Source organism: Micromonospora sp. NPDC048040 (genome assembly GCF_055587185.1).
This window is the reverse complement of the sequence record NZ_JBVJGT010000002.1, coordinates 394399-415381: the sequence shown is the minus strand read 5'-3', so window position 1 is coordinate 415381 and position 20983 is coordinate 394399. Positions and strand designations below refer to the sequence as shown.

The 20983-nt window shown below is 74.3% G+C and carries 16 protein-coding genes; 5 read left to right on the top strand and 11 right to left on the bottom strand.

Features of this window, described 5'->3' with window-relative positions; all coding sequences use genetic code 11:
• Window positions 1-80: 80 nt before the first annotated feature.
• Together ACZ6O2_RS04185 and ACZ6O2_RS04180 are read right to left on the bottom strand one after the other, a co-directional pair.
• Window positions 81-737 (bottom strand): 4'-phosphopantetheinyl transferase family protein, encoded by a 657-nt coding sequence (locus ACZ6O2_RS04185; protein ID WP_466021945.1) that lies wholly within the window; start codon window positions 735-737, stop codon window positions 81-83.
• Window positions 730-1842, bottom strand: coding sequence for a DNA glycosylase AlkZ-like family protein (locus ACZ6O2_RS04180; RefSeq protein WP_466021944.1), 1113 nt, complete (start codon window positions 1840-1842; stop codon window positions 730-732). Before ACZ6O2_RS04180 ends, ACZ6O2_RS04185 begins: the two co-directional genes overlap by 8 nt.
• Window positions 1843-2017: 175 nt before the next feature.
• Between ACZ6O2_RS04180 and ACZ6O2_RS04175 the strand changes: the two genes are divergently transcribed.
• The gene (locus ACZ6O2_RS04175; RefSeq protein ID WP_466021943.1) at window positions 2018-2254 is read left to right on the top strand and encodes a hypothetical protein; all 237 of its coding nucleotides are present in this window, start codon (window positions 2018-2020) and stop codon (window positions 2252-2254) included.
• Window positions 2255-2267: 13 nt separating this feature from the next.
• Here ACZ6O2_RS04175 and ACZ6O2_RS04170 read toward each other — a convergent pair whose 3' ends face one another.
• The 6 genes from ACZ6O2_RS04170 to ACZ6O2_RS04145 form a co-directional block, all read right to left on the bottom strand.
• On the bottom strand, window positions 2268-3092 hold the full coding sequence (locus ACZ6O2_RS04170) for a BPL-N domain-containing protein (protein ID WP_466021942.1): 825 nt from the start codon (window positions 3090-3092) through the stop codon (window positions 2268-2270).
• A 16-nt stretch (window positions 3093-3108) separates the two neighbouring features.
• Window positions 3109-4419, bottom strand: coding sequence for a heparan-alpha-glucosaminide N-acetyltransferase domain-containing protein (locus tag ACZ6O2_RS04165; protein WP_466021941.1), 1311 nt, complete (start codon window positions 4417-4419; stop codon window positions 3109-3111).
• A complete protein-coding gene (locus ACZ6O2_RS04160; RefSeq protein WP_466021940.1) occupies window positions 4416-5177 on the bottom strand; it encodes a BPL-N domain-containing protein in 762 nt (253 codons plus the stop codon). The genes ACZ6O2_RS04165 and ACZ6O2_RS04160 overlap by 4 nt, the downstream gene beginning before the upstream one ends.
• Complete coding sequence (locus ACZ6O2_RS04155; RefSeq protein ID WP_350701412.1) at window positions 5177-5986, bottom strand: dimethylarginine dimethylaminohydrolase family protein; 810 nt, start codon at window positions 5984-5986, stop codon at window positions 5177-5179. Before ACZ6O2_RS04155 ends, ACZ6O2_RS04160 begins: the two co-directional genes overlap by 1 nt.
• An 83-nt stretch (window positions 5987-6069) precedes the next feature.
• Entirely contained in the window at window positions 6070-10155 is a 4086-nt protein-coding gene (locus ACZ6O2_RS04150; RefSeq protein WP_466021939.1) for a Pls/PosA family non-ribosomal peptide synthetase, read from the bottom strand.
• Between the two features lie 1018 nt (window positions 10156-11173).
• Window positions 11174-12859, bottom strand: coding sequence for a dolichyl-phosphate-mannose--protein mannosyltransferase (locus tag ACZ6O2_RS04145; RefSeq protein ID WP_466021938.1), 1686 nt, complete (start codon window positions 12857-12859; stop codon window positions 11174-11176).
• A gap of 92 nt (window positions 12860-12951) precedes the next feature.
• Between ACZ6O2_RS04145 and rsmI the strand changes: the two genes are divergently transcribed.
• Window positions 12952-13791, top strand: a complete 840-nt coding sequence (rsmI, locus tag ACZ6O2_RS04140; protein ID WP_466021991.1) for a 16S rRNA (cytidine(1402)-2'-O)-methyltransferase — start codon at window positions 12952-12954, stop codon at window positions 13789-13791.
• Between the two features lie 13 nt (window positions 13792-13804).
• Here rsmI and ACZ6O2_RS04135 read toward each other — a convergent pair whose 3' ends face one another.
• Window positions 13805-14800 carry a hypothetical protein gene (locus ACZ6O2_RS04135; protein WP_466021937.1) on the bottom strand — a complete coding sequence of 332 codons (996 nt, stop codon included), beginning with the start codon at window positions 14798-14800 and terminating at the stop codon, window positions 13805-13807.
• Window positions 14801-14949: 149 nt separating this feature from the next.
• Between ACZ6O2_RS04135 and metG the strand changes: the two genes are divergently transcribed.
• Window positions 14950-16752, top strand: a complete 1803-nt coding sequence (gene metG / locus ACZ6O2_RS04130; RefSeq protein ID WP_466021936.1) for a methionine--tRNA ligase — start codon at window positions 14950-14952, stop codon at window positions 16750-16752.
• Window positions 16753-16840: 88 nt separating this feature from the next.
• Here the strand turns inward: metG and ACZ6O2_RS04125 are convergent, their stop codons facing one another.
• Together ACZ6O2_RS04125 and ACZ6O2_RS04120 are read right to left on the bottom strand one after the other, a co-directional pair.
• The gene (locus ACZ6O2_RS04125) at window positions 16841-17692 is read right to left on the bottom strand and encodes an alpha/beta fold hydrolase (protein ID WP_350701402.1); all 852 of its coding nucleotides are present in this window, start codon (window positions 17690-17692) and stop codon (window positions 16841-16843) included.
• 87 nt (window positions 17693-17779) lie between these two features.
• The gene (locus ACZ6O2_RS04120) at window positions 17780-19009 is read right to left on the bottom strand and encodes a hypothetical protein (RefSeq protein ID WP_350701400.1); all 1230 of its coding nucleotides are present in this window, start codon (window positions 19007-19009) and stop codon (window positions 17780-17782) included.
• A 95-nt stretch (window positions 19010-19104) separates the two neighbouring features.
• On the opposite strand from ACZ6O2_RS04120, the gene ACZ6O2_RS04115 reads away from it, so the two are divergent.
• Together ACZ6O2_RS04115 and rsmA are read left to right on the top strand one after the other, a co-directional pair.
• Entirely contained in the window at window positions 19105-20040 is a 936-nt protein-coding gene (locus ACZ6O2_RS04115; RefSeq protein ID WP_466021935.1) for a TatD family hydrolase, read from the top strand.
• 64 nt (window positions 20041-20104) lie between these two features.
• Window positions 20105-20974, top strand: a complete 870-nt coding sequence (gene rsmA / locus ACZ6O2_RS04110; protein WP_350701396.1) for a 16S rRNA (adenine(1518)-N(6)/adenine(1519)-N(6))-dimethyltransferase RsmA — start codon at window positions 20105-20107, stop codon at window positions 20972-20974.
• The last annotated feature ends 9 nt before the right edge of the window (window positions 20975-20983 follow it).

Below are 20983 nucleotides of genomic sequence, written 5' to 3'. Positions count from 1 at the left end.
CTTCGCGTCTCCGGCGGCCCGGCGTCGTCCTCTGAACGGGTCCCGTGCCGGGTCGAAGGGGCCATGGCTCCCGTGGCGGGTCAGCGGGGGAGCAGCACGGCGGCGGTGCGCACCAGGGCGTCGTCGACGCTGAACCGGCCGGTGACCAGGGTCGGCGGGTCGGCCACCGGGGCGGCGTCGATCCGGGCCGGCGTGATGCGGGCGGTGAACGTGCCGGCGTCCGGGTCGAGTTCCACCAGGGCGTCGTGGAAGTCCAGCCAGGTGCCGACGACCGGATGCCACACCTTGTAGATCGTCTCCTTGGCGCTGAACACCACCGCCGGCCAGGAGGTCCCCGCCGGCAGGCGGGCGAACCGGTCCTCCTCCTCGGGCAGGCAGATCAGCCGGCGTACGCCCGGGTTGAGCTCCTTGTGCCGCTCGGCGTCGATGCCGACCGACCGGACCTCGATGCCGCGGGCGGCGACGGCCGCGCAGTAGTCCCGGGTGTGGGTGATGGCACCGACCACGCCCGCCGGCCAGACCGGCGAGCGGTCGGCCGCCGCCGGCACCGGGGCCGGGGACACGCCGAGCGCCGCCATCGCGCGGCGGGCGCACACCCGCCCGGCGGTGAAGTCGCGGCGGCGGCTCTCCACCGCCCGCTCGCTGAGGCACGCCCGCTCGGCCGGCAGCAACTCGCCCGTCCAGTCCGCCGGCCCGGCCACCGCCACCGCCACCGACGGCGGCAGCAGGTCACGCATCGCCGCTCCCCGAGAGGTACGCCCCCACGCGCGCCCGCTCGGCGTCGAGCCCGCCGGCCGGCACCGGCGGCGACTCCGGCCACAGGTCCACCACCGGCTCGCCGTCGCGGGCCTCCCAGGTGCCCACCACCCGCCCCCGGTGCACCACCACCGGCGAGATCCAGCCGGCGGCCCGGCTGACGGAGGCGCGTCGGTCGGCCGGGACGATCGTGGTGTCCTTCGTGCCCGGCCCGAGCACCCACTGGTCGAAGGCGGGCAGCAGGCGTACGGCGTCGTCGGGGCGGGCGGCGGCGATCTCGTCCACGTCGACTGCCCGGGCGTACGCCGGCCGCTCGTCGACGGTCACCGGCACCAGTACGCCCGCGTCGACGAGCCGGGCGAACCAGCCGCGCAGCGCGGCCCGCTTCGAGCCGCCCCGGCTCAGCCACTGGTCGAAGGTCTCCGCGCTCGCCGGCCCGTACGCGCCCAGCCAGGCCGGCACCACCCGGGACGCGGCCTCCTCAGGGTCGGGCAGGCCGGGCCAGTCGGGCAGCAGCGTCTCCGGCCGGGTGAAGGTGACCCGGTTTCCCTCGGTCGGCCCCTGCACCAGCAGGCCCTGCCAGGCCAGCGGCTTGAGCAAGGCCCCCCACCCGGAGCCGAGGTGCGCGGCGACCGTCCGGTCGCCGGTGCGTTCCACGATCTCGGCGGTGAGCTGCTCCCGGGTCAGCGTCCGGCCGTCCAGCGCGGCGGCGGCCGACTCGGCGATCGCCGCGAGCCGGTCCACGGTCACGAAGGTGCGCTGCCACGAGCCCTTCTCCCAGAACCGGCCGGCGGCCAGCAGGGACAGGCAGGCGGGCGCGTCCTCGACGCGCAGCACGTGCAGGGTGCCGCGCATCGCCCAGGTGCGCAGCAGCCGACGCCCCGCGAGCGCGGCCGCGACCGCCCCGGGCCGGGGATCGGCCTGTCGGGCGGCGACGGCCTGCTCGGCGGCGGAGGCGACCTGCGCCTGCACGCCGACGAGCCGGCCGACCACGTCGACGGGGTCCACGCCCGTCGGTCGGTGCAGCAGGTGCCGGCCGGCCCGCCAGGCCAGCACCTGGTCCACGGTCAGCGTCGCGATGGCCATGGTTGGTGAACGTACCGCAACCGCGTAACGCCGTAGCGTTCCGTGGCGCTGAATGGGGCGTCGCAGGGGGGACGGCTCTCATCCATTGTCGACTCTGGTCCGCCGGGGGGCGGGCCGCCACGTGAACCGGAGAGGGAGTGCGATGACCGGTGGTGTGGAAGGCTCAACGTCCCCCATGGACGATCACGCCCCGGTGACGCCGGGCTGGACCTGCGGCACCTGCGGCGCCGACTGGCCGTGCGCCACCAAGCGCGCCCGGTTGCTGGAGGAGTACCGGGTCGACCGCGCCATGCTCAGCGTCTACCTGGGCTCCTGCCTCGCGGCCGCCGCCCAGGACCTGACGCCGGCGCCCGGGACCACCCTCCAGGACCGGTTCATGGGCTGGCTGCCCCGGCAGCACCGGCGCGAGTGACGGCGCGGGCCGATCAGCTCCCGGCGGACGTCGGGGCCCACCCGTCCACCGTGCTCCGCACCAGGTCGTGGCCCAGGTCGAGGCGGATGCCGTCCGGGTTGGTCAGCTCGGCGTCGGCGTACCACGACCGGTCGGCTTCGGGGTGCGGTCCCACGAGTCCGACCCGCCCGGCGCCGAAGGCGGTGACGACGGCGGCGGGTGCGCCGGTGTCGTAGGTGGCGAGCACCATGCCCGGCGCCCCGGGTCGCAGCTCGAGCGTCGGCCCGTCCTGGAAGAACATGTGCCGGGCCCTGCCGCGCCACCGAACGGGGATCACCGCGTCGTCGACGCTGTCGACGCTCGCCCCGGCCGTCCTGATGTACTGGTCGACCTTCCCGTCGAGCAGCCCGAAGCCGGGCCGGGCGGCGGCGAGGTACGCCCCCAGGCAGAAACCGAGGTAGTGGCCGCCGTCGCGGACGAAGCCACGCACGTCCTCGGCGTGGTCACGCAGCCTGCGCCAGGCCGGGCCGACGTTGCCGCCGCCGGGTTGGGCGTAGACCGCCGCGTCGGTCAGCGTGCTCCGCGAGATCTGCCGCTGCTCGCCCGGGCCGCAGTATTCGGTGCGGAACCCGACCGGTGCGCTGCGCAGGAGGGCGGCCACGGCCTCGGCGCAGCCGGAACAGGCGGCCGGCCCCCGGTAGACCAGTGCCAGCGGCCGGTCGCCGTTCCCGGTGACCGCCGACACGCCGGCCCACGCGAGGGCGGCCAGGGTGCCGGCGGCGCCGGCACCGACGACGAGGCGTCGCCGGCTGATCCGCCCGGTCTCTTCCCGCAGCAGGCCCGAGATGGTCCGTCCCATGTCGCACCCCTGCCGTTCAGCCGCGCCGCCAGGCGGTCGCGTGCCGGTCGGCGGAAGGCGGTGCGTACATCGACATGCCGCCCCGGCCCCGCGATGCTCGGCCCGGCCGGGTGACCAGTCGACCCACGCCGCGCGAGAGCAGCGTCACGAGCCCTTCCAGCGGGCCGCGGCCCGCGGTTGCCCACCAGGCGGTCGCGATCAGCGCGATGGCCACGACCTGCGCGACGTATCCGGCCGTGGGCTCGAGGGTGTCGAGGTCGGAATTGATGAACACGATGTGCGCGGTGTAGAGCGTCAGCGTCATGCTGCCGGCCGCGGCGAGGGGCACCAGCAGCACGGAGGTCGCCCGCCGCGCGACGTGGCCGAGGAGCAGCATGGCGGCGAGCACGGCGATCGCGCTCCCGATCGTGCCGAGCAGATCGAGCGGGGTGCTGGTGTGCGGCGCGTCGACCGCGAGCCACCACCACGTCGAGGTCGGCGTGCTGCCGTCCCCGCCGAGCGCGAGGAGCCCGCTCGTCTCGGCCACGGTCAACCCGCTCTTCGGCTGCGTCAACCAGATCTGCTGCAGGCCCTCGTACCGGTTCAGCAGGACCCACGACACCACCGGCGCCGCCGAGGCGAGCGCGACCCCGGTGTAGAGCAGGCCGAGGATCACCGACATCCGGGTGAGGGTCAACCGCCCGACCACCAGCCCGGCGCAGAGGTACGCCAACCACGTCACCGCGGGGAACTCCCCCGTCATCGACAGCTCGGTGAGCAGCGCGCCGGGAGCGTCGACGAGATGCGCGAACCCCGGGTTGTCGTAGGTCGGCTCCGGCAGCTGCGGCAGCAGGAGTTGGCGGAGCACGGGACTGCCGGCGGCCACGGCCAGGCCGGTGAACGCCACCAACCAGGTCGGCAGGAACACCAGCGGGATGGCCAGCACGAACATCACCGCGTAGTACGGCAGGATCACCGACGCCAGGGACGCGTCGGCGTAGCCCAGTGCCAAGCCGATCGCGCCGATGGCCGGGGCCCGGACGACGAGCGCCGCCACCGGACCTCCGCCGGCGGTCAGGCGGACCCGCCGTCGACCGGTCATGAACGCGATGCCGACCCCGGCCAGCACCGCGAACAGGGCGGCCGCCCGACCGCCGAAGATGGTGAACGACCAGGTCGGTCGGCCCAGGGCGTCGGACTGGTACAGCGAATGCACGGCGATCATCCCGAACAGCGCGACGCCACGCGCGGCGTCCACGCCGAGCAGTCGCGAGCGCCCGGACGTCGCGGGCGGAGCGTCGGCGGCCCGGTCCAGGGCGGCGCGGCTGAGGTAAACGGTCGGTGTCATGGCCTCATCACGGTGTCGATCAGGTCGCAGCCGAGATCCGTGCCGAGCCGGTCGGCGATCGGCAACCCGGCGTCGACGTACCAGTCGTCGGTGGCTTCGGGGTGGGGGCCGACGACTGCGACCCGGCCCGCGCCGAAGGGGGCGACCATCGCGGCGACGGTGCCGTTCGGGTAGGTCGCGAGGACGTCGGCCTCGGCCTTCGGGCGCAGCCAGAAGTACGGGCCGTCCTGGAAGAAGAGCGTCCGCCGCCGGCCGCGCCAGGAGACCTGGACGACGGTGTTCCGCTCCGAGTCGACCGTGGCGGCGGACGAGGCGATGTACTGGTCGGTGTCCCCGGGCAGGAGGCCGAAGCCGGGCGTGGCCCCCGCGAGGTATCCGCCGAGGCAGATGCCGAGGTACCTCCCGCCGGAGTGGACGAACTGCCTGATCTGGTCGCGGTGGTGCTTCAGGTGGCGGTAGCCGCGTTTGAGGGTGCCGCCACCGGGCTGGGCGTAGAGCGTCGCCCCGGCCAGGGCCCGCCGGGTCAGCGGCAGGTCGTCCGCGTCCGGGCCGACGTACCGGACGTCGAAGCCCCAACGGCTGGACTTGAGCAGCGCCGCCACCGCCTCCGGGCAGCCGGGCAGCGTCGCCGGCCCCCGGTACACCAGCGCCACCGGCGGCTCCGGCGACCCGGACAGTGGCGAGCGGACCGTCAGGCCACGACCGGCGAGTGCCCGCCCGCCGGCGGCGAGCAGCCGACCGACGTTCCCCATCGCCATCACGGCCTCGTCGGCAGCGGGTTGTCGAGGGTCAGCGCGGTGCAGCGGACCCCGCCTCCGCCCTTGGCTAGCTCGGTCGTGTCGAGTTCGACGACCCGCAGGCCGCGCTCACGCAGCGCGGTCGCCAGCCGCGGCGCCCCCCTGGTCATGGTCACGGTGGTGCCGTCACTGATCAGGTTGAGCGCGAAGCGCGTCGCCTCCTCGACGCAGACCTCGATCAGGTCCATGCCGAGGCCGCGCAGCCGGTGGCGGCTCGGCTCGTCGAGGGCCTCCGGGCAGTAGGCGAGCGTTCGCCCCGGCTCGACGACCCCGACCGCCAGGTCGAGGTCGTACCACTGGTGGCTCACCGTTCGCAGCGGCACGATCTCGTAGCCCAGCTCCCCCGCGAGCACGGCATGCATCCGCCGGTCGGTCCGCTGGCCGTAGCCGGCGAGCAGCAGGTCGCCGCAGGCCAGGGCGTCGCCCTGCCCGCTGAACGGGTACGGCGCCTCCAGGACCTCGAAGTCGTGGTCGATCAGCCACTCCTGGAAGTACGGCAGCTCCGCCTTGCGCTCCGGTGGTGGTGCGCCCAGCACGGCCCGACGGCCCCGCACCAGGGCGGCGTTGGCGGTGAAGACCATGTCCGGGCACTCCGGCGCCGACGTCACGTACTCGATGCGGCGCCCCGCCGCCCGGTGCGCGGCGACGATGCGCTCGTGTTCGAGGATCGCCACCGCGTGGTCGGGCTGGATCGCGGTGTGCATGTACGGGTTGATCTCGTAGTCGACGCGGAAGTGGACCGCGTCGGAAACCAGCAGTGCCTTGTTCATCGAGCGTTCTTCCCTTTCGGTGAGTGGATGGTGGACGGGAGCGGGCTGCGGCGCGGTGCGAGCCGCGGCCGTACCGCGCGGCATCAGGCCGCCCGTTGGCCGGTGGTGTCGTGGGTGAGTACGCCCTGGGCGGGGATCCCGCGCCATCGGGTCCCGGGAACCAGGTGTTCGCCCTTCATCAGCAGCGAGAGCGAGCCCAACATGACGTCGTCGCCGACGACCGCGTCGTAGAGCACGATGGCGCGGGTGCCGATCGTGGCGCCGGCGCCGACCGTGACGACGGACATCTTCATCACCCGGTCCTCGAACAGGTGGGTCTGCAGCGACACCTCGGTGCCCACGGTCGCGTCGTCGCCGATCTCGACGAGGTCGAACTCGGTGAGGTACGTCGTGCCGATCCAGGTGCGTCTGCCGACGCGGACCCCGAACCAGCGCAGCAGCGGCGGCAGGAACGGCGTGCCGACCAGGAGCCCGATGCCGGCGGGGACCGCCGCGGCCTCGTAGAGGCCGGTGACGAACTCGGTGCGCCGGACGAAGCCGCTCCACAGCGGTTCCACCCGGGGCCGGTAGGTGCCGACGACGTTGCGCTTGGTCGCCGCGCAGAAGGCGATCACGGCGACGCTCGACGTCATCGCGACGAAGGGCGACACCAGCGCCGGCACGAGCAGGTCCCGACCGTTGGCGAGTTGGGACAGCGCCAGGAGGTAGAGGTAGAAGCTGGCGCCGAGCACCGATGCGGGCAGGGTCGCGCGGAAGAACTCGACGAACAGCCGGCGGGCCACCACGGGGCGCGGCGGGCGGTACGTCACCTCCTCGGAGAAGGAGCCGCTGCTCTGGCGCGCCGGCAGGTGCATCGCCGGTGAACCCAACCAGGACGTGCCCTGCGGGACGCCGTCGTCGGGCGGGAGCGTGCCGACGCCGATCAGGGACCCCTCGCCCAGCACCGTGCCGGCCGGTACGAACGCGGCGTTGCCGACGAAGGCTCGGTCACCGACCGTGGTGGGCAGGAACGCCATCCGGCCGTTGGCGAACGTCGCGGCGCCGAGGCTGGCCATGTCGGCGACGAAGCTCTCCGATCCCAGGGCGAGCAGGTCCGGGTCCAGGTGCGCGGCGGTGGAGACCTCGGCGCCGCGGCCGACCCGGGCACCGAGCAGCCGCAGCCAGGGCCCGGTGTAGAGGGTCGCGTAGAGCGAGTTGGTGAACATGAGGCTGGACTCGAGCAGCTTGTCGGTGATCCACTTGCGCACGCCGAGCATCGAGTGGACGCGATGGTGGATGCCGACCGGCGCCCGCGGTAGCACGAGCCGCTTGCCGGCGGCGACCAACGCGCAGACGGTGAGCACGTAGACGATCCCGGCCGGTAGGGTCGCGACCAGGCCGGCGAGCAGACCACGGTTCAGCAGCACCCACCACACCAGCGCCACGCTGGGCAGGACCATCGCGATCGCCATGAGTTCCAGCCCGACCAGGCCGACCAGCGCGGCGGCGATGTGGTGCACGCGCCAGCCACGCCGCAGGCGGCGGTAGCTGAGCAGCGATTCCGCGGTGGGAGACAGCCGGGGGGTCGGTGCCGGCGGCGAGCCCGCCCAACGCTCCCCGGGCGGCACCGTCTCGCCGTGCACGAGGACGGACTGTTCGCCGAGGCCGGCGTTCGCCCCGACCGAGGCGCCGGGCTCGAGGACCGCGTTCGCGCCGACGAAGGCGTCCGCCCCGATCGTGACCGGCCCGACGACGACCCAGCCGTCCTCCGCCCGCCACGGCCGCAGCGAGACTCCGTAGCCGACCGAGGCGTCCCGCCCGACGGAGATCAGGGTCGGCAGGCTGATCGCGGCGGTCGCGATCATGGTCCGGCGGCCGATCCGGGCACCGAGCAGCCGCAGGTAGGTCGCCATCAGCGGAGAACCGCTGAGCACGGGCAGCGGCCCGACCGCCAGCAGCGTGTTCAACGCCCAGAGCCGGACGTAGGTGGGGCCCCACAGGCGGTACCGGCCGGGCCGGATGCCCGCGGCCAACGGCCGGGCCAGCAGCACCGGCAGCAGCCACCGCACGCCGAGGTAGCTGAGCAGGATCGCGACCATCAGCTCCACGAGGACGCGGACGGACACGAAACCGTCGTTGCGGGTGTAGACGTAGGAGACGGGGAGCGTGACCGCCAGCAGCAGCAGGTAGATCACCGCCGCCTGGCCGGACCCGGCCAACGCGATCCGCCGGCTGCTGTGCCGCACCGGGGCGGTACGGGGCGGAGCGCTGGGCGCGACGGTCCGGTCGGCGGCGCCGAGATGAGCCGCCATGCCCCGTACGGTCGGGTGGGCGTACAGGTCGCGGACCGCCGGGCTCACGCCGACCTTGCGGGCGCGCAGCAGCGACACCACCCGCGCCGCGAGCAACGAGTGCCCCCCGAGGTCGGCGAAGAAGTCCGCCTCGACCGACAGCGCCTCGGACTCGACGCCGAACGCCTCCGCCCACGCCGCGCGTACCTGCTCCTCCAGCTCGCCCTCGGCGGCCACGACGGGGCCGGTGGCGAGGGTGAGCCGGCGGTTCGGCGGGGGCAGCCGTTTCCGGTCGACCTTGCCGCTGGGCATGGTCGGCAGTGCGGTGACGACGTCCAGGAAGGAGGGCACCATGTAACCGGGCAGCCGGGTCTGCAGGGTCTGGCACAGCCGGGCGACCAGTTCCTCGCGCCCGTCCTCGTCGCTGTCGTGCGCGACGAGGTAGGCGGCCAGCTCGTGGGGGGCGTCCGGGGCGTCGGCGACCGGGACCAGCGCCGCCACGGCCTCGGCCACCCCCGGGTCCTCCAGCAGCACGCTCTCGATCTCACCGAGGTCCACCCGATGGCCACGGATCTTGACCTCGGAGTCCGCCCGGCCCAGGTACTCGATCTCGCCGTCCGCGGTGATCCGACCGAGGTCCCCGGTGCGGTACAGCCGACCGTCGGGCGGCGCCAGGGCGTGCGCGATGAACCGGTCGGCGGTCAGGTCCGGGCGCCCCACGTACCCGCGCGCCACCCCCGGGCCGCCGATGCAGATCTCACCCACCTCGCCGTCGGCGACCGGCTGCCGCTGCTCGTCCAGCAGCACCACGGAGTAGGTCGGCAGGGGCCGCCCGATGGTGACCGGCCGCCCGGGGAGCAGTTCGCCCCAGGTCGCGGTGACCGTGGCCTCGGTCGGCCCGTAGGTGTTGAGGATTCGCCGGCCGGGCCGGCTCCACCGCTCGACCAGCTGCCCCGGGCAGGCCTCCCCGCCGACGAGCAGGTTGCGGATCCGGGGCAGGTCGCGCGGAACGGTGGCCAGCAGGGTGGGCACGCAGTAGAGGACGGTGATGCGTGCCTCGTCCAGGAAGTCCGCCAGCTCCGCGCCGAGGCGGCGCGAGTCGTTCGGACCGGCCACCAGGGTGGCGCCGACCGACCACGTCGGCCAGATCTCCTCGATCGCGAAGTCGAACGCGATCGTCATGCCCTGGTAGACCCGGTCCGTCGGGCGCACGTCGTACACGCCGGGCACCACGTCCAGGAAGTTGCAGATGCTCGACTGCGCGACGTCGACGCCCTTGGGTCGACCGCTCGACCCGGAGGTGTAGATCACGTAGGCGCCGGGGTCCTGGCTGCCGTCGCCGCCGAGTTCCGGCCGGTCGCCGGGCGCGGCGGCGAGTTCGGCGGCGCACTCGTCGACGACGAGGGCCGGCCGGTCGCCCACCCGGTCGGCGAGCGCCGAGGACGTCAACACCAGGTCGACGGCGGAATCCTCGGCGATGTAGGCGACCCGGTCGGCCGGGGACTCGGGGTCGATCGGCACGAATGCCGCGCCGGCCTTCCCCACGCCCAGCAACGCCACGTACGTCTCGACGGAGCGCCGCAGCAGGATGGCCACCCGCGAGCCGTCGCCGACACCCAGCGCGCGCAGGTGGTGGGCCAACCGGTTGGCGCGTTCGTCCAGCTCGCGGTAGGTCAACCGCGCACCGCCGCACTCGAGCGCGATGGCCGACGGGTTCCGGTCGCACGCGGACTCGAACACGTGGTGCAGGCGTCGCGTGCGCCTGACGCCGCCCTCGTCCCACGGCCCCCGCACGGCATCGACGACCAGCGAGCCGACCGCGACGCGCGCCTCCGCGTCCGGAAGACGCTCCGGCACCGGGGGAGACGTGGGCGTACCGGTGAGACCTACCTGTTCCACGGAACCGCAAACCTCCTGCGTCGATTACGAGCAAGCAACCGGTGCCGTGCGGCGGACGCCTGTGCGGACCCCCGTCGTCACCGGACCGGTGGCAGGGATGCCCGACAGAAGCCACCCGCAGGGCAGGTGCGATGGACACCGAGATCGCCGTGAAGCCCGCTAGGCGTCACGGAAATGGCACATCGTCGTGACGGTTGTCGGCCGAACCGCCGACCGTCGCCGGGATCAGCCGGTGCCTGCTACCGGCCGGGGCTGATCGGTCGCGCCGACGGGGCGGGCGTCGACGTACCGAGGGCCGCGGGTCGGGAGCGCCGGTCCCGACCGGACAGTGGTCGCGACGACCGGGAGGTGCGTCAGGGGACCTGCCGCGGCGCGGACGCCACTGCGCCGTGCCGGTCGATGCCGCCGCCCGGCGGCGTCGACGAGGGCCGGTGCGGCGACGGAGCGGGCGGCGACGGAAAGTCCCTTGAGGACGGCGGGCGACCCGCCGTCGTGAATGTAGACGACCACTCGGACGAGAGTAGGGAGGCAATTGGAGGTTTATGTCGGGTTATGCGTTGTTGCGTGACGCGCGGTCTCCAGAAGGTGAACATCCGGATGAACGGCCTGTCGGGCGACGTCGATGACGATCGGCGCAGGCGGTCGAATATGGAACGACGAGGCAGGAACCGCGCGTGGGGCAGGGGGTGGCCGACCGGGAAGTTCGGTCGGCTGCCGGCGTGCGGTGGCCGTCGATCCGCACCGTTGGCGCAGGATGACGGACCGTAAGATGCCGGATGTAAACCATCTGTTCGGTGTCGCGTAGGTCGGAAATCTGACCGAAGTCGACCCGTTGTGCCAGTGGTGTGGGGTGGCTAAGCTCTTCATGCGCGCCCCAATCGCCCGCTTCCCCCGTGGCAGGCGATCGGGGCGCGCTTCTACGTCGACGGGCCCGCACGCCACGCGTGCGGGCCCGTTTCCCGTGCGCCCGCCGTGCCCCCGGGTGGCCCCGGAGCCGCGGCGGGTCGCGCGCCGTCGGTCAGATCCAGCGGCCGTCCAGCCACATCCGCGCCGACCACTCGGCGTACGGGAGCAGCTTGCCGACGAAGATCGGATGGAAGTACGCGAAGCAGAGCGCGACCAGCAGGACGTACGCCCCGGCGATCACCCCGCCCACGAGCCGGCGGTCCTGGCCGGCGTCGAGCGGCGCGACGGTGCCGCCCCCGGGCGGGCCGGCGGGGGTGACGATCGCGCCGAGCACGTAGACCACCGCCAGCACCAGGAACGGCAGCACCGGCGCGGTGTAAAAGGAGAACATCGTCCGGCCGTCCACTGCGAACCAGAACCAGGGCAGCAGGCCGGCCGCCACGACGAGCAGGATCGCGCCGGCCCGCCAGTCCCGCCGGGCCAGGCCCAGCCACGCCAGCGCCACCAGGGCGGGCAGGAACGACCACCAGAGCAGGGGCGTGCCGAGCAGCAGGACCTCCGAGGCGCAGCTCGGCGCGCCGCAGGGCCCGTTGCCCGACCAGTAGAAGGCGACCGGCCGGCCCAGCAGCAGCCACTGCCACGGCCACGACTGGTACTTGTGCGGGTCGTCCAGGCCGGTGTGGAAGCCGTACGCCGCCTTGTGGTACTCGACGAGGTTGTGCAGCGCGCCGATGACCGGGGTGTCGCTCAGCGGCGCGTTCGGGTACCGCTCCGCGAGCCGGTAGTAGCCGTCGTCGCCGAGCAGCCAGCCGGACCAGGTGGCGACGTAGGTGACCACCATCAGCACCCCGGCCAGCACCAGCCAGGGCAGCTCGTCGAGGACGGTGTCCCGCCACGGCCGGCGGGCGCCCGCGGAGCGGCGGACCCCGACCTCCCAGAGGATCACCAGCAGCGCGAACACGGGCAGGAAGTAGAGCGCGCTCCACTTCACCGCGCAGGCACAGCCGAACAGCACCCCGGCGGCCAGCCGCCACCACGGCCAGCTCCGCCAGCCGCCCGCCGGCCGCCCGGCCCGCCCCGGCCGGCCCGGGTCGAGGCCCGCCTCCAGTGCCCGGGTCCACCGGCGGCGCCGGGCGTCCCGGTCCAGCACCAGGGCGCCGAACGTGGCCAGCACGAAGAACAGCAGGAAGATGTCGAGCAGCGCCGTGCGGGACAGCACCAGGTGGAAGCCGTCCAGCGCGAGCAGCAGGCCGGCCGCGCAGCCGAGCGCGGTCGAGCGGAACATCCGCCGGCCGATGCGGACCAACATCAGCACCGACAGGGTGCCGACGACCGCCGCCGAGAACCGCCAGCCGAACTCCGGGGCGGTGGTCATCAGGTGCCCCGGCACGGAGATGCCGTGCTCGGCGTCCGAGTAGCCGAAGGCCCACTCGCCGAGCCCGATCAGCCACTTGCCGAGCGGCGGGTGGACCACGTACGAGGGGCCGTTGTCCTGGTAGTTCCACTCGACGCCCTTGTCGACCAGGGCCCAGCCCTCACGGGCGTAGTAGATCTCGTCGAAGATCTTCCCGGGCGGATGGCTCAGGCCGACGAACCGCAGGATCGCCGCGATCGCGACGATCACGCCGGTGGCCAGCCAGGAGCGCCCGTCCAGCCGGGCCTCCACGGTCGCCAGCCGGCGCCGGACGATGCCGGGAACGCCGCCGCCGGGAGCCGGGGACGATCCTTCCGCCGGCGCCCCCGCCGTGGGATCGGGTCCCGCCTGGTCCGCGCTCTGTGCTGTCGACGCACTCGTCACCCGGCGATCGTAGGCTGCCAAGGTGCCCGGTGGCGCCCGTCGCCTCCGATACCGGCACCCCTGTCGATGAAGGAGCCGTTCCCGTGGGTGAAATGTCCGACACCGGGCGCCTGATCCTCCTCGGCGCGCCGCTCGGCAACCCGGCCGACGCCTCGGCCCGCTTCCGCGAGGTGCTCGCCACCGCCGACGTGGTGGCCGCCGAGGACACCCGCCGGCTCACCCGCCTGGCCCGCGACCTGGACGTCACCGTGGCGGGCCGGATCGTCTCCTACTTCGAGGGCAACGAGGAGCGGCGCACCCCCGAGCTGGCCGACGTGTTGACCGCCGGCTACGTGGTCGCCCTGGTCACCGACGGCGGCATGCCGAGCGTCTCCGACCCCGGCTACCGGCTGGTGCGGGCCGCCCTGGACGCCGGCGTGCCGGTCACCGCCGCGCCCGGCCCGAGCGCCGTCACCACCGCGCTGGCGCTGTCCGGGCTGCCCTGCGACCGGTTCTGCTTCGAGGGCTTCCTGCCGCGCACCCCCGGCGCCCGCCGGTCCCGGCTGCGGGCGCTCGCCGCCGAGGAACGGACGCTGGTCTTCTTCGAGGCGCCGCACCGGATCGCCGGCGCGCTCGCCGACCTGGCCGCCGCGTTCGGCGCCGACCGGCCCGCCGCGCTGTGCCGCGAGCTGACCAAGACGTACGAGGAGATCGTCCGCCGCCCGCTCGGCGAGCTGGCCGACTGGGCCGCCGCGGGGGAGCCGCGCGGCGAGATCACCCTCGTGGTGGCGGGCGCGCCCGAGACGGCCCCGGAACGCCCCGACGACGACACCCTGCGGTCCGCCGTCGCCGCCCGGGAGGCCGCCGGCCTGTCCCGGCGGGACGCGATCACCGAGGTCGCCACGGATTACGGCCTGCGCCGGCGCGACGTCTACGGCGTCGTGCACGCCTGACGCGCGGGGCGACTCACCAGGCGGCGACGAGGAAGCCGAGGGTGATCACCAGCGGGCCGGCCACGGCGCCGGTGACCGCCCAGCGGCGGGTCCGGGGGTCGGCGAGCCGGGTGGCCCCGGTCCACCTGGCGATCCCGGCGCAGCAGCCCAGCACGACCAGCAGGCCGAGCAGCCAGCGCAGGTGCCCGGCCGCCCCGGCGTCCGCGTACGCGGTGCCGCCGTCCGGGCCGGTCATCCGGGCCGGCAGGGTCGCGCCGGTCGCGGTCCGTTCCGCGGCCACCCCGCTGACCCGTACGCCGTGCGCGATCCACCGCTCGTCGGCGGGGGCGAAGTTGCCCCGGCAGCGCTGGGCGAGCCCGCCCCCGGTGCAGTCGACGATCACCGCCGTGCCCCGCGTGGCGTGCCCCACCGCCAGCCAGAACGGCCCCGCGCTGACCCAGGCGAAGAAGGCCGCGACCAGGCTCAACGCCAGCAGCACGGCCAGCCCCGGCAGCGGATCGGGCGGGCGCGGGGCGCGCCGGGCCTGCCGGTCCCCGTCCCGGGACGACCGCTGCCGTTCGTGCGGCGGCTCCTCTCTGATCGGCGTGCCGTCCCAGTGCACCTGCTCGATCGGCGGCCAGTACGCGCCGTCGTCGCCGTCGGGCGTGCCGCCGGGGTCGTCGCCGTCCGGCGTACGCCCGTCGGCGGGACGTCCCCGGCGGGCGTGGTGGGGCTGGCGGACCGGGACCCGGCGCGGCACGGCGTCGACCGGCGCCTCGGTCGTGGGCTCGACCTCGGCGGCCGGCTCGGCGGCCTCGGCCGGTTCGGCGGGCGCCCCGGTGGAATCGGCGGGCGCCCCGGTGGGCGGCCGGGCGGACCCGGCGGGCGGCTCCGGCGGCGCGGCGGGCGGGACCACCCGCGGATGCGGCGCGACGGTGCCGCGCGACGCGCCGGCCGCACCGCCGTCCGGCGGGCCGGAGGGGCGGTCGTCGTGATCCCGGGCCACTCGTCTGCGAGTCACGACGTTCATTGCACCCCGTCACTCGCACACGAACGGGCAGCTCAGGCCGCGTGTCGACGGCAAATCGGACAAATGGCGGACCCGATCCGGCCGGTCCGCCGACCCGCGAGCCCTATTGATTCGCGGTCACCCGAAGCGGGTCACTAGGCTTGCTGGTCATGAGTCACGTTCTCGCGGCGGTTGCCTGGCCGTACGCCAACGGCCCGCGCCACATCGGCCACGTCTCCGGTTTCGGCGTTCCCTCCGACGTCTTCAGCCGGTACATGCGGATGGCCGGCCACGACGTGCTCATGGTGTCGGGCACCGACGAGCACGGCACCCCCATCCAGGTGCAGGCGGACGCCGACGGCGTCACCCCGCGCGAGCTGGCCGACCGCTACAACCGGGTGATCGTCGAGGACCTGCACGGCCTCGGGCTCTCCTACGACCTGTTCACCCGCACCACCACCCGCAACCACTACGCCGTGGTGCAGGAGCTGTTCGAGGGGATGTACCGCAACGGCTACATCGTCCCGAAGACCACCATGGGCGCGATCTCCCCGTCCACCGGCCGGACCCTGCCCGACCGCTACATCGAGGGCACCTGCCCGATCTGCGGCTACGACAGCGCCCGCGGCGACCAGTGCGACAACTGCGGCAACCAGCTCGACCCGATCGACCTGATCGACCCGAAGTCGCGGATCAACGGGGAGACCCCGAAGTTCGTCGAGACCGAGCACTTCTTCCTGGACCTGCCCGCCCTGGCCGAGGTGCTGCGGCAGTGGCTGGACACCCGCGAGGGCTGGCGGCCCAACGTGCTGCGCTTCTCGCGGAACCTGCTCGACGACCTCCAGCCCCGGGCCATCACCCGGGACCTGGAGTGGGGCGTGCCGATCCCGCTCGACGGCTGGCGGGACCGCCCCGACAAGCGCATCTACGTCTGGTTCGACGCGGTGATCGGCTACCTCTCCGCCTCGATCGAGTGGGCCCGCCGCTCCGGCGACCCGGAGGCGTGGCGCAGGTGGTGGTCCGCCGACGCCGAGGGCAAGGACGCCCGCGCCTACTACTTCATGGGCAAGGACAACATCGTCTTCCACTCGGTGATCTGGCCGGCGCTGCTCTCCGGCTACTCGGGCGAGGGCGACCGCGACGGCCAGCCGGGCGAGCTGGGCCGGCTCAACCTGCCCACCGAGGTGGTCTCCAGCGAATACCTGACCATGGAGGGGCGCAAGTTCTCCTCCTCCCGGCGGGTCGTCATCTACGTCCGGGACTTCCTGGAGCGGTACGACGCCGACGCGCTGCGCTACTTCATCGCCGCCGCCGGCCCGGAGAGCAACGACACCGACTTCACCTGGGCCGAATTCCTCCGCCGCAACAACGACGAGCTGGTCGCCGGCTGGGGCAACCTGGTCAACCGCTCCATCTCGATGGCGGCGAAGAACTTCGGCGCGATTCCGCCCGTCGACCCGGCCGGGCTCACCGAGGCCGACGAGGCGTTGCTCGCGGTCGCCCGGGCCGGCTTCGCGACGGTCGGTGACCTGATCGCCCGGCACCGGCAGAAGCAGGCCATCGGCGAGGCGATGCGGGTGGTCGCCGAGGCCAACAAGTACCTCTCCGAGCAGGCCCCGTGGAAGCTCAAGGGCGAGGCCGACAAGCCCCGGATGGGCACCATCCTGCACGTCGCCCTCCAGGTGGTCAGCGACGCCAACACGCTGCTCACCCCGTTCCTGCCGCACTCCGCGCAGAAGGTGCACGAACTGCTCGGCGGCACCGGGGTGCACGCCCCGATGCCGGTCATCGAGGAGGTCGACGACCTCGACGGCGGGCCCGCGTACCCGGTGCTGACCGGTGACTACTCGGTCGGCGCGCGCTGGGAGTCCGTGCCCCTGGAGGTGGGCCGGGCGTTGGCCGCACCGAAGCCGGTCTTCCGCAAGCTCGACCCGTCGATCGTCGACGAGGAGCTGGCCCGCCTGGCCGGCTGATCCCGCGCGTGCCGACGGGCGCGGCCCCCGAGGGGGTCGCGCCCGTCGTCGCCGCGCCAGGCCGTGCGGCCGCGCCCCGGCCGGGCGGTCAGGCCCGCGCCATCGCCGGCGCGCCGATGAAGTCCATGATGCTGCGGTTCACCTCGGGCGCGTTCGTCCACGGAATGCCGTGCGGCGCGCCCTTCAGGGTGACCAACTGGCTGCCGGCCAGCAGCGGTTGCAGCCGCTGCCCGGTCTTCGGGTACGGCAGCACCGCGTCGGAGTCGCCCTGCACGATCAGCACCGGCACGTCGATGCGGGACACGTCGCCCCGGAAGTCGGTCTGCCAGGCGTCCACGCTGTCGTGGGTGCCCTTCGCCGAGGCCCGGGCGCCGATCTCCCAGTGCGCCCGGAACGCCTCCTCGCTGACCAGCTTGCCCCTGTTCTCCTGGTAGTTGAAGAACGCCTCGCAGAAGGTGGTGAGGTAGGCGAAGCGGTCGTCGAGGATGGCCTGCTGGAAGCCCTGGAAGAGGCTCTTCTCGACCCCCTCCGGGTTGTCCGAGGTCTTCAGCAGGAACGGCGCGAGCGGGGCCAGCAGCACCGCCCGGTCGACCCGCTGCGAGCCGTACACGCCCAGGTAGCGGGTCACCTCGCCGGTGCCCATCGAGTGGCCGACCAGGATCGCGTCGCGCAGGTCCAGCTCGCTCATCAGCACGTCGAGGTCGGCGGCGAACGTGTCGTAGTCGTACCCGAACGCCGGTTGGGCCGAAGCGCCGAAACCCCGCCGGTCGTACGTGATCGTCCGGTACCCGGCGGCCAGCAGCGGCCCGGTCTGCTTCTCCCAGGTCGCCCCGTTGAACGGGAAGCCGTGGATCAGCACGATCGGCTGACCGGAGCCGTGGTCCTCGTAGTACAGGTCGATGGGGGCGGAGTTCTCCGTTCCCACGGTGATGAAAGGCATGCGCGTCTCCTGGTCACGTGATGGCCGGACGCGTGCGGGTTCCCACCCCGTCCCCGGTTATGCCGGCGAGATCCGGCACGGGCCGGGTCAGAGCCGGTACGGCAGGTCCACCACCCGGTCCTCGGTGACCTCGGCGGCCGGCGCCCACGCCTCGTAGACGCCCCGCTCCTGGCACTGCGCCCCGGTCTCCGCCACCGCGTCCGGATCCGGTCGGCGCAGCCGCAGGCGGAGCCAGCCGGTCTCCTCCCGCAGCACCAGGCAGGGCACGCCCCGCCAGTCGGCCAGCCGCAGCCGGCGGGCCGCCCACTCGACCGGGTACCGGGCGGCGCGGGTCATCGCCAGCACCCGGAACCCGCCGGGCAGGTCGGCCACCGCCTCGTAGTCGCCGCCGGCGTAGCCGCCGACCAGCCGGGTGGAGCGGGGCGCCTCGCCCGTCGGCACGTACTCCTGGTCGGGGGAGAGCCCCGGCACCGCCGCGAGCAGGTGCCGCCACTGCGGGCCGGCCATCCGCAGCCAGCCGCGCTGCTCGGCCTGGTAGCTGTAGAGCACCACCTCCACGCCGTCGGCCGGGTAGGCGAGCAGGGTGGCGTTCGCCGGCATCGGCAGGTCCGCGAAGTCCCGCGTGACGAACTCCGGGACGAGCTGGCCGCTGCTCGGCACGAACCCCGTGCCGAGGACCGCCGCGCCGAGCCGGTCGCGGGGCGCCAGCGCCGTCAGGCCGCGGTGCGCCTCGCCGACCGGCACGTCGTAGTCGGCCGGGTCGGCGGCCCGCCAGCGCAGCGCGTACGTCACGTCCGCGCCGTCCCGGGCGTCCGAGCCGTCGGTGCGCAGCACCGTCGTCGCCCCCGGGGTACGCAGGTGCGCCACGTCGTGCTCCCGGTAACAGAAGCCGTGCGGCAGCCACCCGCGCACGTACCCGGCGAGCTGCCGGGCGGAGAGCACCTTCACCATCCGGGTGCCGCGCCGGACCACCGCCGAGGCGCGCACCGCCGCCAGCGTCGGGTCGCCGGCCGCCGTCGGCTGCTGGCTGAGCTGCTGCACGTACGACCAGCCCCGCTCCCGGTGCAGCGGCACCAGCAGCGGCGCCTCCGGCTCCTCGGCCGGCTCCGTCGCCGGATACACGTCGCTGACCTCGGTGGCGTGCACGAACCTGCGCCACGGCCGGGGCGTGCCGGGCCGGGACCACTCGAAGCCGGGCGCCTCGGCCGCGCTGGACAACTCGTACGCCGCGCCCCGGGCGATCTCCTCCGCCGGGTACACCGCGCCCTCGTAGGTGACGCTGAGGCCGTTTCCGCTGGTCTGAGGGGTGACGGTCACCCCGCTGACGCTAGGCCCGACATGTGCCGAGTCGGTGAACGGCCGGTGGCGTCCCCGCGACGCGGGCCGCCGACGGTGTGTGATGCTGGCCTGCGATGAGCGAGCCCACCGAAACCCGCAAGCAGCGCGCCGCCCGCCGGGCCGGGGAGTTCCCGCCCGCCCCCGAGCCGCTGCCCCGCCCCGTGCTGGACAGCCACACCCACCTCGACATCACCGTCAGCGAGGCCGGCGTGCCCCCACAGGGCGCGACGGTCGAGCCGGGGGCGCGGGTAGCTGCCGACGCCAGCGGCGGCCCCGCCGCGGACCCCGTCGCCGCGGTCGTCGCCGTCGCCGCCTCCGTGGGCGTCGACCGGCTGGTGCAGGTCGGGGTGGACGTGGCGTCGTCCCGTTGGGGCGCCGACGCCGCCGACGCCCACCCGGCCGTGCTGGCCACCGTGGCGCTGCACCCGAACGAGGCGCCCCGCCTGGCCGACCTCGACGAGGCGCTGCGCGAGATCGAGGCGCTCGCCGCCCGCGACCGGGTACGCGGCATCGGCGAGACCGGGATGGACTTTTTCCGCACCGGGGAGGAGGGGCGGGTCGTGCAGGAGGAGAGCTTCCGCGCGCACATCGCCATCGCCAAGCGGTACGGCAAGGCGCTGGTCATCCACGACCGGGACGCGCACGCCGACGTGCTGCGGATCCTCGACGACGAGGGCGCGCCCGACACCGTGGTGCTGCACTGCTTCTCCGGCGACGCCGACTTCGCCGCCGAGTGCGTCCGCCGCGGTTACCTGCTCAGCTTCGCCGGCACCGTCACCTTCGGCAGCGCCGGCGCGCTGCGCGAGGCCGCCGCGCTGACCCCGCTCGACCAGATCCTGGTGGAGACCGACGCGCCGTACCTGACCCCGATGCCGCACCGCGGCCGGCCCAACGCGTCGTACCTGATCCCGCTGACGGTCCGGGCGCTGGCCGAGACGACCGGCGCGGACCTGGACGACCTCTGCGCCGCCATCTCCGCCACCGGCGACCGCGTCTTCGGCCCGTGGTGACCGGCAGGCCCCCCGCCACGGGCCCCCTCCGCACGGCCGCAGCGGCCCGCATAGGCTACGGGGCGTGACCGGTCTCCTCGGCCCGGCGGAGATCCGGGAACTGGCCGCCCGGCTGGGTGTCGCCCCCACCAAGAGGCTCGGCCAGAACTTCGTGCACGACCCCAACACGGTGCGGCGCATCGTCACCGCCGCCGGGCTGACCCCGGACGACGTGGCGCTGGAGGTCGGCCCCGGCCTCGGCTCGCTCACCCTGGCCCTGCTCCCCGCCGCCGCCCACGTGCACGCCGTGGAGATCGACCCGACGCTGGCCGGCGCGCTGCCGGAGACCGCCGCCCGGCACGCCGGCCCGGACGCCGCCCGGCTCACCGTGCACCACGCCGACGCGCTGCGCGTACGCGCCGCCGACCTGGCCGACCCGGCGCCGACCGCGCTGGTGGCGAACCTGCCCTACAACGTGGCCGTGCCGGTGGTGCTGCACCTGCTCGCCGAGCTGCCCAGCCTGCGGCACGGCCTGGTGATGGTGCAGAAGGAGGTCGCCGACCGGCTCGTCGCCGGTCCCGGCTCCAAGGTGTACGGCGTCCCGTCGGTCAAGCTCGCCTGGTACTCGCACGCCCGCGCCGCCGGGAAGGTGCCGCCGAACGTGTTCTGGCCGGTGCCGAACGTCGACTCCGGACTGGTCGCCTTCACCCGCCGCGAGCCGCCCCGCGACGACGTACCCCGGGAACGGGTCTTCGCCGTGGTGGACGCGGCGTTCGCGCAGCGCCGCAAGACCCTGCGCGCCGCGCTGGCCGGCTGGGCCGGCGGCGCGGACCGGGCCGCCGCCGCGCTCGTCGCCGCCGGCGTCGACCCCGGCGCGCGCGGCGAGTCACTCTCCGTCGAGCAGTTCGCCGCCATCGCCGCGTCGGCCCCGGCCGCCCCGTCCGCCGCACAGTAGGCTGACGCC

Excerpts from the sequence above, each read along its gene's own strand:
- ACZ6O2_RS04185 (WP_466021945.1), bottom strand. The coding sequence starts at position 737 with ATGCGTGACCTGCTGCCGCCGTCGGTGGCGGTGGCGGTGGCCGGGCCG.
- ACZ6O2_RS04180 (WP_466021944.1), bottom strand. The coding sequence starts at position 1,842 with ATGGCCATCGCGACGCTGACCGTGGACCAGGTGCTGGCCTGGCGGGCC.
- ACZ6O2_RS04175 (WP_466021943.1), top strand. The coding sequence starts at position 2,018 with ATGGACGATCACGCCCCGGTGACGCCGGGCTGGACCTGCGGCACCTGC.
- ACZ6O2_RS04170 (WP_466021942.1), bottom strand. The coding sequence starts at position 3,092 with ATGGGACGGACCATCTCGGGCCTGCTGCGGGAAGAGACCGGGCGGATC.
- ACZ6O2_RS04165 (WP_466021941.1), bottom strand. The coding sequence starts at position 4,419 with ATGACACCGACCGTTTACCTCAGCCGCGCCGCCCTGGACCGGGCCGCC.
- ACZ6O2_RS04160 (WP_466021940.1), bottom strand. The coding sequence starts at position 5,177 with ATGGCGATGGGGAACGTCGGTCGGCTGCTCGCCGCCGGCGGGCGGGCA.
- ACZ6O2_RS04155 (WP_350701412.1), bottom strand. The coding sequence starts at position 5,986 with ATGAACAAGGCACTGCTGGTTTCCGACGCGGTCCACTTCCGCGTCGAC.
- rsmI (WP_466021991.1), top strand. The coding sequence starts at position 12,952 with ATGTCCGACACCGGGCGCCTGATCCTCCTCGGCGCGCCGCTCGGCAAC.
- ACZ6O2_RS04135 (WP_466021937.1), bottom strand. The coding sequence starts at position 14,800 with ATGAACGTCGTGACTCGCAGACGAGTGGCCCGGGATCACGACGACCGC.
- metG (WP_466021936.1), top strand. The coding sequence starts at position 14,950 with ATGAGTCACGTTCTCGCGGCGGTTGCCTGGCCGTACGCCAACGGCCCG.
- ACZ6O2_RS04125 (WP_350701402.1), bottom strand. The coding sequence starts at position 17,692 with ATGCCTTTCATCACCGTGGGAACGGAGAACTCCGCCCCCATCGACCTG.
- ACZ6O2_RS04115 (WP_466021935.1), top strand. The coding sequence starts at position 19,105 with ATGAGCGAGCCCACCGAAACCCGCAAGCAGCGCGCCGCCCGCCGGGCC.